Genomic DNA, 12930 nt, shown 5'->3' with positions numbered 1-12930 from the left:
GGGCGGGCGCCGGCGCCGCATGGCCCCGCCACCGCACGGCCACCCGATCACGCGGTGACGCGGTCACGCGGTCACGCGGTCACGCGCCCACCCGGTGACGCAGTCACGCGGTCACACGTCCACGCGGTCTACGGGACCAGCAGGACCTTGCCGACGTGGGAGCCGGCCTCCAGCGTCCGGTGGGCCTCCGAAGCCTCCCGCATGGGGTAGGTGCGGTCCACCACCGGGCGGACCGAGCCCGCGCCGATCAGCGGCCACACGTGCTCGCGTACGGCCGCGATGATCGCCGCCTTCTCGTCCAGCGGCCGCTTCCGCAGCGACGTCGCCGTCACCGCCGCGCGCTTGTTCAGCAGGGCGCCCAGGTCCAGCTCGGCCTTGCGCCCGCCCTGGAGACCGATCACCGCGAGGCGCCCGTTCACGGCGAGCGCCTTCACGTTCCGCTCCAGGTACTTGGCGCCCATGATGTCGAGGATGACGTCCGCTCCGGCCCCGTCCGTCGCCTTGTGCAGCTCCTCGACGAAGTCCTGCTCGCGGTAGTCGATCAGGATGTCCGCGCCCAGTTCGGCGCAGCGCGCCAGTTTCTCCGGGCTTCCGGCCGTCACCGCGACCCGGGCGCCCACGGCCTTGGCGAGCTGGATGGCCATCGTGCCGATGCCGCTGGCGCCGCCGTGCACCAGCAACGTCTCGCCCGGCCGCAGGTGCGCCACCATGAACACGTTCGACCACACCGTGGCGGTCACCTCGGGCAGCGCCGCCGACGTCACCAGGTCCACGCCGTCGGGCACGGGCAGCAGTTGCCCCACCGGTACGGCGACCTTCTCGGCGTAGCCACCGCCCGCCAGCAGCGCGCACACCTCGTCGCCGACGGCCCAGCCGCCCACGCCCGGCCCGAGGGCCGCGATACGGCCGGAGCATTCGAGGCCCGGGTACGGGGACGCGCCGGGCGGCGGGTTGTAGAAGCCCTTCCGTTGCAGGAGATCGGCACGGTTGACGGCACTCGCCGCTACCTCGACGAGGACCTCGCCCTCGCCGGGCACGGGATCGGGCACCTCGGCCCAGACGAGCGCCTCGGGGCCACCGGGTTCGGGAATCGTGATCGCATGCATGGCCGCGAGGCTACTCCGGCGGTGTGCTCAGCGGCGGCACGTTCGTCGCCCGTACGATCGTGATCAGACGGTCCGTCAACTGCAGCGGGCTGGCCGCCGGATCGTCGTAGCCGAGCAGCCGGTGGCCGCGCAGCACGCTGATCACCAGGTCGTCCGTCTCGCGCACGTTCTTGCCCACCTCGGCCTTTATGACCGGCCGTTCGACCAGGTCGAGCCCGCTGCCCTGCTGGATCAGGTCCTCCATCACCGTGCCCGCACTGGGGCTCAGCACGGACAGGCCCAGCAGCCGGCCCGCCGCGCTCGCGCTCGTGATCACGGCGTCCGCGCCGGACTGGCGCAGCAGCGGGGCGTTCTCCTCTTCCCGTACCGCCGCGACGATTTTCGCGCCGCGGTTGAGCTGGCGGGCCGTCAGTGTGACGAGGACCGCGGTGTCGTCGCGCTGGGTCGCGATGACGATCTGCCGGGCGCGCTGCACTTCCGCGCGCAGCAGCACATCGCTGCGGGTCGCGTCACCGATCACGCCCGTGAACCCGTCCGCGTTCGCCGTCTCGATGACCTTGCTGCTCGGGTCGACGATGACGATCTGGTCCCGCTTGAGGCCGGTGGCGCACAACGTCTGGATCGCCGACCGGCCCTTCGTACCGAAGCCGATGATGACGGTGTGGTCGCGCAAGGTGGACCTCCAGCGGTTGAGCCGCCACTCCTCGCGTGTCCGTTGGGTGAGGACCTCAAGGGTGGTACCGACCAAGATGATCAGGAACAGCACGCGCAGCGGCGTCACCAGCAGCACGTTCACCAGCCGCGCGCTGTCGCTGTGCGGAACGATGTCGCCGTACCCCGTCGTCGACAGGGTCACGGTCGCGTAGTAGATGGCGTCGAGGAGGTCGACGGTCTCGTCGGCGTTGTCGTGGTAGCCGCCGCGGTCGACGAAGACGATGACGACGGTCAGCGCGAGAACGGTCAGCGCCATCAGCAGGCGTACGCCCACTTGCCGCAGTGGCCGTTGGAGGATCGGGTTCGGCAGTCTGACCTGGCCGCCCACGAGATGCTCTTCGGCGCGGCGGGCCATCACGTCCTGGCCAGGAAGTTTCACGTGAAACACCCCTCGGTGCTCGCCGCCCAGGGCAGGTCGAGGATCTCCAGGACGTCACCGGCGCCGGCACCACCGGGCGGGACGACCGCGAGCCCGTCCGCCGCCGCGATCCCCCGCAGCATGGCCGGCCCGTTGTAGTGCAGCGGTACGACATGCCCGGCGCCCGCTGGGCGCGCGATGGGTACGAGACGGGTGTCGTGCGGGTGGCCTTGCACCCCGTCCCGTACGGCGGCCCGGTACGGCTCCGGGGCCCGTCGCCCCGCGAGGCCGCGGAGCAGCGGCTCGGCGAGGGTGAGCAGCCCGGAGACGGCCGCCAGCGGGTTGCCGGGCAGGCCGACCAGGTAGGTGGCCGGGGTCAGGCGCCCGAGCAGCATCGGATGGCCGGGGCGGACCTTCACGCCGTCGACCAGGAGCTCGGCTCCCGCCTTGCGCAGCACGGGGTGGACGTGGTCCACGGGACCGGCCGCCGTGCCTCCGGTGGTGATCACCACGTCCGCCTTCGACTCGGTCACCGCCGCGTACAGCGCGTCGGCGTCGTCCCCGATGCGCCGGGTCTCGCCCACGTCCGCGCCGAGCGCGCGCAGCCAGGGCGCGAGCATGGGGCCGAGGGCGTCGCGGATGAGCCCGTCGTGCGGGAGCCCGGCTGTCAGGAGCTCGTCGCCGAGCACCAGGACGTCGACCCTGGGCCGTTCGACGATGTGCAGCTCGTCGTACCCGGCGGCCGCGGCCAGCCCGAGGACGGCGGGCGTGACGGGTGTTCCGGCGGGCAGCAGTTGGTCGCCCGAGCGGCACTCCTGGCCGCGCGGGCGGATGTCCTGCCCGTGGGTCACCTCTCGCTGGGCGTGCAGATGGCCCGTCGCGTCCGTACGGGCGTGCTCGCTGCGGATCACGGCGGTGGCGTCGGGCGGGACGCGGGCGCCGGTGGCGATCCGTACCGCCTCGCCGTCGGGGAGCGGGGGCGTCTCGGCGTGGCCGGCGAGGACGGAGCCGCCTTCGTGGATCTGCCAGGGGCCGGGGCCCGCGACGGCCCAGCCGTCCATGGCGGAGGTGTCGAAGGACGGCAGGTCGGTGAGCGCGGCCAGCGGCTCGGCGAGGACACCGCCCAGCGCCTGCCCGAGCGCCACGCGCCGGGTCCGGGTGGGGCGTGGCGCGCCCAGGCGTGCGGCCACGGCCCGGGCCTCGCCCCAGGGCGTGGCCCGGTGCGGCTCCGGCTTCCGGGCTGGTGGCCCCACCAGGGCGAGGGCTTCTTCGACGCCGTCGACGTCCGGGTCGGTCATCCCGCGCCGGTCCCGCTGTCGGTTCCGTTGCCGGTTCCGGGGCCGAGCCCGCTGCTGTTGCCGGTTTCGGCGCCGGGGCTGTTGCCGGTTTCGGCGCTGGGTTCCTTGCCGGCTTCGGCGCTGGGCCGGTTGCTGGTTTCGGCGCTGGGCCTGTCGGTCACCTTGCCGGTCCCGTTGCCGGGCACCTCGCCGTTGCCGCTGTCGGCCTCGTTCGCCCAGCGGTCGGCGAGGGCGGAGGCTTTGCGTGCCGCTTCAGCGACGGCCGCGGAGACGGCCTCGGGGCCGTTCCCGGCGGCCTGGGCGGCCGCGTAACCGACCAGGAAGGTGGTGAGCGGCGCGGCGGGCCGGGCGACGCCGTGCGCGGCGTCGCGGGCCAGGTCGAGCAGGACGCCGGTGTCGACGTCCAGCTCGATGCCGAGCTCGTCCTTGACTGCGGTGATCCATTCGTCCAGCACGTTCCCATGCTCCCTGATCGTGGCCCGGGCCGTCGCGATGTCCTCCCAGGTGTCGCAGTCGAAGGAGGCGAGCGGGTCGGACGGGATCCGGAGCAGGTCGAGCTCCTGCACGAGCAGACGCAGCGGCAGCCCGGTCAGGTTGCCGTGCTCGGCTGCCAGGAGGGCGAGTTCACGGCGCAGCGGCTCGGTGCGGTACGCGGCGACGAGCGGCTGGTCCCGCCCGTCGGGGTCCACGGACAGCACGCCCTCGGCGGTCCCGCCCGCCAGCGCGTCGACCAACGTCCGTACGCCGCCGCCCCGGAGGAACGGCAGGTCGCCGCTCAGGACGACCACCGTGTCCGCCTCGACGTGCCGTACTCCGGCCGCGAGCGCGGCCAGCGGTCCGCTCCCGGGCGGCTCCTCGCGCGCCCACACCACGGGACGCGCGGTGGCCCGCCGGCCGCCCACGACCACGGCTCGTCCGGCCTCGCGGCAGGCGCCCAGCACCCGGTCCAGCAGGGCACGCCCGCCGACACTCACGCCGGGCTTGTCCACGCCACCGAGCCGCCTGGCGGCACCCCCGGCGAGCACGACGACGTCAAATGGGGTCACGCCACCAGTATCCCCAGGCGGGCTCTGCCGCCCACCCCCGGGGCGGCCGGGGCCCTGGCATGGCCCCGGCCCCCGGGTCGGCACCGCTGTCGTGGTCCTACGCGGCTGTGGCTGTCACAGCGTGCGCAGCAGCACCGCCGGATGCTCCACGCAGTCGGCCACGTACCGGAGGAACCCGCCCGCCGTCCCGCCGTCGCACACCCGGTGGTCGAAGGTCAGCGACAGTTGGACGACCTGCCGGACGGCCAGCTCGCCCTGGTGCACCCACGGCTTGGGGACGATCCGGCCGACGCCCAGCATCGCCGCCTCGGGGTGGTTGATGATCGGCGTCGAACCGTCGACCCCGAACACGCCGTAGTTGTTCAGCGTGAACGTCCCGCCCGTCAGCTCGGCGGGCGTCAGCGTCCCTGCCCTGGCGGCCTCCGTCAGCCGGGCGAACTCCGCCGACAGGGACTCCGCCGTCCGGCTGTGCGCGTCGCGGACGACGGGGACGACCAGACCGCGGTCGGTCTGGGCCGCGAAGCCCAGGTGCACCTCGGGCAGGCGCACGATCTCCCGGTTGGCCATGTCCACCGTGGAGTTGAGCTCCGGGTGGCGTGCGAGCGCGGCGGTGCAGATCCGGGCGAGGAGGGCCAGCAGGGAGACCTTCGGGCCCCCGGCGGCGTTCATCGCGGCACGCGCGGCCATCAGCTCGGTCGCGTCCGCGTCGACCCAGCACGTCGCGTCGGGGATCTCGTGCCGGCTGCGGGACAGCTTGTCGGCGACCGCGCCGCGTACGCCACGCAGCGGCACCCGCTCACCCGCACCGGCGGGGACCGCCCGCGCGGGAGTGGCCGTCGCGGTGGCCGCGGCCACGTGGGTCGCGGCCGCCGGGGTCGCCACCGCCCGCTCCACGTCCGCCCGCAGGATCAGCCCGTCGGGCCCGGAGCCCCGCAACTGGCGCAGGTCGACGCCCTTTTCCCGGGCCAGTTTCCGCACGAGCGGCGAGATCACCGGCACGGGCCCGTCCGCAGGCACGGGAGCCACGGGCGCGTGGCTCACCGGCGCGTGACTCACCGGTGCCGCGTTCACCGGCGGGTGCGCCTGTGCCGTCGCCGGACCGGCCGCCGATGGCACGGGTGCCGCCGAAGTCGCCGGTGCGGGCGTCTCCCGCCGCACCCGCCGCCTCCGCGCCGCCGGGGCGCCGGTGCCGTACCCGACGAGGACGTTCCCGGAGCCCTCCCCGGCCGGGTCGGCCGACTCGGCCCCGCGCGGCGATCCGGCCGCGGACGACGCGCCCGACGGGCCGGACGCCGTGTCCGGCGCCGAGCCGTTGGCCGCCGTCGTCGCACCCACCGCCACCGTCAACAGGGGGGAGCCGACCGGTAGTTCCGTACCCTCCTCACCGAACCGCGCGGTCACCACGCCCCCGTAGGGGCACGGCACCTCGACCATGGCCTTGGCCGTCTCGACCTCGACGACCGGCTGGTCGACGGTGACGACGTCCCCGACGTTCACCAGCCAGCGCACGATCTCCGCCTCGGTGAGGCCCTCACCGAGGTCAGGCAGCTTGAACTCCAGAACCTGGGCCATCAGCTCTCCGCCTCCCACTGGAGCCGGGCCACCGCGTCCAGGATCCGGTCCACTCCCGGCAGGTGGTGCCGTTCCAGCATCGGCGGCGGGTAGGGGATGTCGAACCCGGCCACCCGCAGCACCGGCGCCTCCAGATGGTGGAAGCACCGCTCCGTGATCCGCGCGGCGATCTCCCCACCCGGTCCGCCGAAACCGGACGCCTCGTGGACGACGACCGCGCGCCCCGTGCGCCGTACCGACGCGCAGACCGTCTCGTCGTCGAACGGCACCAGCGACCGCAAGTCGACGACCTCCAGGTCCCAGCCCTCCGCCTGGGCGGCCTCGGCGGCCTCCAGGCACACCGGCAGGGACGGCCCGTAGGTGATGAGCGTGGCGCTGCGGCCCGTGCGCCGCACCACCGCGCGCCCTATCGGCTCGACCTGGTCGGGCGCGTCAGGCGACCACTCGGCCTTCGACCAGTACAGCCGCTTGGGCTCCAGGAAGACGACCGGGTCGTCGGAGGCGATGGCCGCCCGCAGCAGCCCGTAGGCGTCGGCGACGGTCGCGGGCGTGACGACATGGAGCCCCGGAGTCGCCATGTAGTACGCCTCGGACGAGTCGCTGTGGTGCTCGACGCCGCCGATTCCGCCGCCGTAGGGCACGCGCACCACGATCGGCAGCGGCATCGCGCCCCGCGTGCGGTTGCGCATCCGCGCGACATGGCTGATGAGCTGCTCGAACGCCGGGTAGGCGAAGGCGTCGAACTGCATCTCGACGACCGGCCGCAGCCCGTACATCGCCATGCCGACGGCCGTGCCGAGGATGCCCGCCTCGGCGAGCGGGGTGTCCGTGCAGCGGTCCTCGCCGAACTCCTTGGCGAGCCCGTCGGTGACCCGGAAGACGCCGCCGAGCGTGCCGACGTCCTCTCCCATGACGTGGACGGACGGGTCCTCGGCCATCGCGTCGCGCATGGCGCGCTGGAGCGCCTGCGCCATGGTGGCCGGCTTGGTGGCGGGCTTGGTCGCCGCCTTTGCCACGGTCGTCATCACGCATCACCCTCGGCGTCCAGCTCGGCGCGCAGTTGGGCGGCCTGCTCCCGCAGTTGTGCCGTCTGCTCGGCGTACACGTGCGCGAACAGGTCCATCGGGTCGAGCTCGGCGTCCGCGTTCATCCGTTCCCTCAGCCGCGCCGCCATCGCCTCGGCGTCCTCGGCGGCCTGCCGTATCCCGTCCTCGTCGAGCAGACCGCGCTCGGTCAGCTCGCGCTCCAGCAGTTTGATCGGGTCGTGCTCCCGCCACGCCTCGACCTCGCTGTCGCCCCGGTACCGGGTGGCGTCATCGGCGTTGGTGTGGGCGTCGATGCGGTACGTCACGGCCTCCACGAGGGTCGGTCCGCCGCCGCGCCGGGCGCGGGCGACCGCCTCGGAGAGCACCTGGTGCACGGCCGCCGCGTCGTTGCCGTCGACGAGCCGGCCCGGCATCCCGTACCCGACGGCCTTGTGGGCCAGGGAAGGCGCCGCGGTCTGCTTGGCGAGCGGGACGGAGATCGCGAAGCCGTTGTTCTGCACGAGGAAGACGACCGGGGCCTGCCAGACCGCCGCGAAGTTCAGCGCCTCGTGGAAGTCGCCCTCGCTGGTGCCGCCGTCGCCGACCATGGCGAGCGCCACCACGTCGTCGCCCTTGAGGCGGGCCGCGTGCGCGAGGCCCACGGCGTGCGGCAACTGGGTGGCGAGCGGGGTGCACAGCGGCGCGACGCGGTGCTCGTGCGGGTCGTACCCGGTGTGCCAGTCGCCCCGCAGCAGGGTCAGGGCCTGTACGGGGTCCAGGCCGCGTGCCACGGCGGCGAGGGTGTCGCGGTACGACGGGAAGAGCCAGTCACGGTCCTCCAGCACCAGGGCGGCGGCGATCTCGCACGCCTCCTGGCCGGTGGTCGACGGGTAGACCGCCAGCCTGCCCTGCTTGGTGAGGGCCGTCGCCTGCGCGTTGTACCGGCGGCCGCGCACCAGCTCGGCGTAGAGCCGGCGCAGCAGCTCGGGCGCGAAGCCGGCCGCGGCTTCCGTGCCCAGTACCCGGTACGGCTCGGGGTCCGGGAGCAGTGGTGCGGGGTCGGTGCGCGGCTTCCACGCCGGGGGCGGGGTGGGCCGGTAAGAGGCCGCACCTGGCAGCTCTTGGACCGTCATGACAGCACCTCCTCGTGGGAGCGGGCATAAGACCCGAAGGGAGCGTCGCCTGTGACGCGCCTCACCTACCGATTGTTCGGTCGTGGCGGCATTTTGGCTACAGGCACCATCAGCCTGTGGACAAACGGTTCTCCACAGCCTGGGATAGAGGCAGGTCGTCCATGGATGAGAGGCGGGGGGGCATGGGAGCTGAACAAATGGCCGACGGCAGGGACCAGGGGCAGCCGGGCGTCGAGCACGAGGCGCCGCCCCGGCCGCTCGACGCGATCGACCGCGACATCCTCCGCATCCTCCAAACGGATGGCCGCGCCTCGATACGTTCCGTGGCCGACCGTGTCCATGTGTCACGGGCCAATGCCTACGCGCGGATCAACCGGCTCATCGAGGACGGGGTGATCCGCGGCTTCAGCGCACGCGTCAACCACGAGCGGGCGGGGCAGGGCGCCTCCGCGTACATCACGCTCAAGATCGTGCAGAACTCCTGGCGCACGGTCCGCGAGCAGCTCCAGGCCCTCCCGGGAGCAGCGCACATCGCCCTGGTCAGCGGGGACTTCGACGTGCTGCTGCTGGTGCACACGCCGGACAACCGCACGCTGCGCGAACTGGTCCTGACCAAGCTCCAGGCGATCCCGGAGGTGCTCTCCACCCGCACGCTGCTGGTCTTCGAGGAGACGGACCTCAACCGGCGGATCGCGCCGGACGAGATCTGAAGGCCGGTCCAGGCCGGTCTAGGGGGCCTTGCGCAGCCCGTCGAAGGCCAGGTGGACGACGGTGTCGACGACCTGCCGGCGCTCGGCGTCGCCGCCCGGCTGCGGCCGGTACCACTCCACCAGCGAGTTGACCATGCCGAAGAGCAGCCGGGTGGCCAGCCGTATGTCGACATCGGCGCGCAGGTCGCCGTCGGCGGCGGCCGCCTTGAGCAGGTCGGCGACCCGGTGGTCGAACTCGCGGCGGCGCTCCAGGGCCCAGCGCTCGGTCTTGGTGTTGCCGCGTACGCGCAGCAGCAGCGTTACGTACGGCAGTTCGTCCATCAGGACCTCGACGGTGCGCCGGGTGACGTACTCGACCCGCTCGATGGCCCGTCCACGCGCGGCGCCGGGCTCGTCGAGGACCGCGAACAGGCCGTCGAGCGCCCGGCTGACGGCGCGCCGCAGCAGCTCCTCCTTGCCCGCGACGTGGTGGTAGATCGAGGACTTGGAGATACCGGCCGCCTTGGAGAGGTGCTCCATGGAGGTGCCGTCGTAGCCGCGCTCGTTGAAGACGCGGACGGCGACGGAGAGCAGCGTCTCGGGGGTGTACGTGTCGCGCTTGGCGGTGGTCATCGGCTGTCCTGGTCCTTCATGGCGGCCCTCTCCTCGTGGTCCTTGCGGACGACGCCGAGGCAGGGGGCGTAGCGGCCGGTGGGGTAACGCTCGTGCAGGGCGCGCAGCACGTCGCCGACGTACTCGTAGCCGAGCAGTGCCGCCCACTCCAGGGGGCCGGCCGGGTAGTTGACGCCGAGGCGCATGGCCGTGTCGATGTCCTCGGCTGTGGCGACGCCACGGTCGACGGCGTCCACGGCGAGGTCGACCAGCATGGCCACGGTACGGGCGACGATCATGCCGGGGACGTCGCCGATCACGGAGACGTCCTTGCCGAGCGCCTGGAAGAGGCCGACGGCCTCCTGGAGGGTCTCGGCCGAGGTGCCGGCGCTGGTCGACAGGGCGATGCGAGTGGCGGTCGTGTAGTCGTGGGCGAGGTCGAAATAGACGATCTCGTCGCCCGCGTACTCGAAGGCGGTCTCGCCGTCCGCGAGGCAGAGCTGTCCGCCGCCCGGAAGGGTGAGGTGCCTGCCGTGCTTGCGGCGACGCACCTTGATGCCGGCCTGTTCCATCATGCCGACGAGCGGCTCGGCGTGACCCAGGTGGCCGTGGACGGTGACCGACGCCGGCGCGGCGGCGGGCTCCTCGGTGCGGGGCCGCGGCCGCTCGGCGCCTTCGGTGTACGCGTACCAGCCCTGGCCGGTCTTGCGGCCCAGGCGCCCGGACTCGACCAGGCGCCGCTGGGCGAGGGACGGGGTGAACTTGGGGTCCTGGTGGAAGGCCTCCCACACGGACCGGGTCACCGCCTCGTTGACGTCCTGTCCGATCAGGTCGGTCAGCTCGAAGGGCCCCATCCGGAACCCGCCGCTCTCACGGAAGACGGCGTCGATCGTGGCCGGGTCGGCGGCCCGCTCCTCGTACAGGCGCAGCGCCTCCGCGTAGAAGGGGCGGGCGATGCGGTTGACGATGAAGCCGGGGGTGTCGGCGCAGCGCACCGGCGTCTTGCCCCACTCCTTGGCGGTGGCGTACGCGCGCGTGGCGGCGGTTTCGTCGGTGGCGAAGCCGCTGACGACCTCGACGAGCGGGAGCAGGGGCGCCGGGTTGAAGAAGTGCAGTCCGACGAACCGGCCGGGCAGGCGCAGCGCCCCGGCGATGGCGGTGACGGAGAGGGAGGAGGTGTTGGTGGCGAGCAGGCAGTCGTCCGCGACGATCTTCTCCAGCTCGGCGAAGAGCTCCTGCTTGACCGTGAGCCGCTCGACGATCGCCTCGATCACGAGGGCGGCGTCGGCGAGGCCGTCGAGGCCGTCCGCCACATGAAGCCGCCCGGTGGCCGCGTCGCGGTCCTCCGGCGACATCCGGCCCTTTTCGACGAGCCGGTCGAGCCGTCCGGCGATGGCTTCGGCGGCCTGCTCGGCGCGGCCGGGCACGGTGTCGTGGAGGCGTACGGGATGGCCCGCGACCAGCGCGACCTGGGCGATGCCCTGGCCCATGGTGCCGGTGCCGACGACCGCGACGGTGCGGCTGCGCTCGATGGCCATGTTGTCGGTCATGACAGTGATCCTCCCCGATGAGTTGTCCACAGGTTCGGGAGGCCCCCTTGTCCCGACCGATCGTTCGGTTACTCTAGCTCTGTCCGCCTGTCCCTGCCCAGCTCGACGAGGAGTTGGTCCGCCATGGCCGCCGCTCAGCTCACCACCGACCACCTGACCGAGAGGCACCGCTCCACGCTGGAACAGGCCCTCGAAGCCATCCGCACCCGGGCCTACTGGTCCCCGCACCCCGAGCACCCGAAGGCGTACGGGGAGAACGGCTCGCTGAGCGCCGCCGACGGCCTCGAAGCCCACAAGGCCACCCTCGGCGCCCGCTTCGAGCTGGACCAGCCGGGCACGGACGGCTGGACGGGCGGCGAGGTCTCGCCGTACGGCCCGGAGCTCGGAGTCGAGTACCCGCACGCCGACGTGGATGTCCTGCTGCCCGCCATGCGCGCGGGCATGGGCGCCTGGCGGGATGCCGGGCCCGAGACCCGCGCGCTGGTCTGCCTGGAGATCCTGGCCCGCATCAGCGCCCGTACGCACGAGTTCGCGCACGCGGTGATGCACACCAGCGGACAGGCGTTCATGATGGCGTTCCAGGCGGGCGGGCCGCACGCGCAGGACCGCGGCCTGGAGGCGGTGGCGTACGCGTACGCGGAGCAGGTCCGCACCCCGATGGTGGCCGACTGGTCCAAGCCGCAGGGCAAGCGTGACCCGCTGGAGCTGCGCAAGGCGTTCACCCCCGTGCCGCGCGGCATCTCGCTGCTGATCGGCTGCAACACCTTCCCGACCTGGAACGGCTACCCGGGTCTGTTCGCCTCCCTGGCCACCGGCAACCCCGTCCTGGTCAAGCCGCACCCGCGCGCCGTGCTCCCCCTGGCGCTGACGGTACGGGTGGCGCGCGAGGTGCTGGCCGAGACGGGCTTCGACCCGAACCTGGTCGCGCTGGCCGTCGAGCGGCCGGGCGAGGGCATCGCCAAGGAGCTGGCCGTCCGCCCCGAGATCCGGATCATCGACTACACCGGCTCGACCTCCTTCGGCGACTGGCTGGAGGCCAATGCCCGCCAGGCGCAGGTCTACACCGAGAAGGCCGGCGTCAACACCGTCGTCATCGACTCCACGGACGACTACAAGGGCATGCTGTCGAACCTGGCCTTCTCGCTGTCCCTCTACAGCGGCCAGATGTGCACCACCCCGCAGAACCTGCTGATCCCCCGCGACGGCATCACGACGGACGCCGGGCCCAAGTCGTACGACGAGGTGGTCGCCGACCTCGCGGGCGCGATGAATGGTCTGCTCGGCGACGACGCCCGGGCGAACGCGCTGCTCGGCGCCATCGTCAACCCCGATGTGAAGGCCCGCCTGGAGGCGGCCGCCGGGCTCGGCGAGGTCGCGCTGGCCTCGCGCGAGGTCACCAACCCCGACTTCCCCGGGGCCGTCGTCCGCACGCCCGTCATCGTCAAGCTCGACGGCTCCAAGCCGGACGCGGAAGCGGCGTACATGTCCGAGTGCTTCGGGCCCGTCGCCTTCGCCGTCTCGGTCGAATCGACCACCGACGCGCTGGAGCTGCTGCGGCGCACGGTCCGCGAGAAGGGCGCGATGACCGTCGGCGCGTACACGACCTCGTCGGACGTCGAGCGCTCCGTCGAGGAGGTCTGCCTGGAGGAGTCCGCGCAACTGTCGCTGAACCTGACGGGCGGGGTGTACGTCAACCAGACCGCGGCGTTCTCCGACTTCCACGGCTCGGGCGGCAACCCGGCGGCGAACGCCGCCCTGTGCGACAGCGCGTTCGTGGCCAACCGCTTCCGGGTGGTGGAGGTGCGCCGCCCGGCGTAAGGGCACCGG

General features: G+C 73.0%; 11 protein-coding genes. 2 read left to right on the top strand and 9 right to left on the bottom strand.

Going from position 1 to position 12930, the window contains the following annotated elements; translation table 11 throughout:
• Nucleotides 1-128: 128 nt before the first annotated feature.
• The 7 genes from ACZ46W_RS16680 to pdhA all read right to left on the bottom strand — a co-directional run bounded on the left by ACZ46W_RS16680 (nucleotide 129) and on the right by pdhA (nucleotide 8252).
• On the bottom strand, nucleotides 129-1106 hold the full coding sequence (locus ACZ46W_RS16680; protein ID WP_468337723.1) for an NAD(P)H-quinone oxidoreductase: 978 nt from the start codon (nucleotides 1104-1106) through the stop codon (nucleotides 129-131).
• A gap of 10 nt (nucleotides 1107-1116) precedes the next feature.
• The gene (locus ACZ46W_RS16675) at nucleotides 1117-2175 is read right to left on the bottom strand and encodes a potassium channel family protein (protein WP_468338775.1); all 1059 of its coding nucleotides are present in this window, start codon (nucleotides 2173-2175) and stop codon (nucleotides 1117-1119) included.
• A 20-nt stretch (nucleotides 2176-2195) separates the two neighbouring features.
• Nucleotides 2196-3476 carry a molybdopterin molybdotransferase MoeA gene (locus ACZ46W_RS16670; RefSeq protein WP_468337720.1) on the bottom strand — a complete coding sequence of 427 codons (1281 nt, stop codon included), beginning with the start codon at nucleotides 3474-3476 and terminating at the stop codon, nucleotides 2196-2198.
• Nucleotides 3473-4522 carry an NTP transferase domain-containing protein gene (locus ACZ46W_RS16665; protein ID WP_468337717.1) on the bottom strand — a complete coding sequence of 350 codons (1050 nt, stop codon included), beginning with the start codon at nucleotides 4520-4522 and terminating at the stop codon, nucleotides 3473-3475. Before ACZ46W_RS16665 ends, ACZ46W_RS16670 begins: the two co-directional genes overlap by 4 nt.
• A 114-nt stretch (nucleotides 4523-4636) precedes the next feature.
• Nucleotides 4637-6094 (bottom strand): dihydrolipoamide acetyltransferase family protein, encoded by a 1458-nt coding sequence (locus ACZ46W_RS16660; protein WP_468337714.1) that lies wholly within the window; start codon nucleotides 6092-6094, stop codon nucleotides 4637-4639.
• Nucleotides 6094-7119, bottom strand: a complete 1026-nt coding sequence (locus ACZ46W_RS16655; RefSeq protein WP_468337711.1) for an alpha-ketoacid dehydrogenase subunit beta — start codon at nucleotides 7117-7119, stop codon at nucleotides 6094-6096. The genes ACZ46W_RS16660 and ACZ46W_RS16655 overlap by 1 nt, the downstream gene beginning before the upstream one ends.
• The gene (pdhA, locus tag ACZ46W_RS16650; RefSeq protein WP_468337709.1) at nucleotides 7119-8252 is read right to left on the bottom strand and encodes a pyruvate dehydrogenase (acetyl-transferring) E1 component subunit alpha; all 1134 of its coding nucleotides are present in this window, start codon (nucleotides 8250-8252) and stop codon (nucleotides 7119-7121) included. The genes ACZ46W_RS16655 and pdhA overlap by 1 nt, the downstream gene beginning before the upstream one ends.
• A gap of 197 nt (nucleotides 8253-8449) precedes the next feature.
• On the opposite strand from pdhA, the gene ACZ46W_RS16645 reads away from it, so the two are divergent.
• A complete protein-coding gene (locus ACZ46W_RS16645; protein WP_468337706.1) occupies nucleotides 8450-8962 on the top strand; it encodes an Lrp/AsnC family transcriptional regulator in 513 nt (170 codons plus the stop codon).
• 18 nt (nucleotides 8963-8980) lie between these two features.
• Here the strand turns inward: ACZ46W_RS16645 and ACZ46W_RS16640 are convergent, their stop codons facing one another.
• The gene (locus tag ACZ46W_RS16640) at nucleotides 8981-9574 is read right to left on the bottom strand and encodes a TetR/AcrR family transcriptional regulator (RefSeq protein WP_468337703.1); all 594 of its coding nucleotides are present in this window, start codon (nucleotides 9572-9574) and stop codon (nucleotides 8981-8983) included.
• Nucleotides 9571-11103 (bottom strand): 3-hydroxyacyl-CoA dehydrogenase, encoded by a 1533-nt coding sequence (locus ACZ46W_RS16635; RefSeq protein ID WP_468337700.1) that lies wholly within the window; start codon nucleotides 11101-11103, stop codon nucleotides 9571-9573. The genes ACZ46W_RS16640 and ACZ46W_RS16635 overlap by 4 nt, the downstream gene beginning before the upstream one ends.
• 123 nt (nucleotides 11104-11226) lie before the next feature.
• Between ACZ46W_RS16635 and paaN the strand changes: the two genes are divergently transcribed.
• Nucleotides 11227-12921 carry a phenylacetic acid degradation protein PaaN gene (paaN, locus tag ACZ46W_RS16630; protein WP_468337696.1) on the top strand — a complete coding sequence of 565 codons (1695 nt, stop codon included), beginning with the start codon at nucleotides 11227-11229 and terminating at the stop codon, nucleotides 12919-12921.
• The last annotated feature ends 9 nt before the right edge of the window (nucleotides 12922-12930 follow it).

It is taken from the genome of Streptomyces sp. NPDC031064, assembly GCF_055570965.1.
The sequence above is the reverse complement of the archived record's forward strand: the minus strand, read 5'-3'. Positions and strand labels throughout refer to the sequence as shown.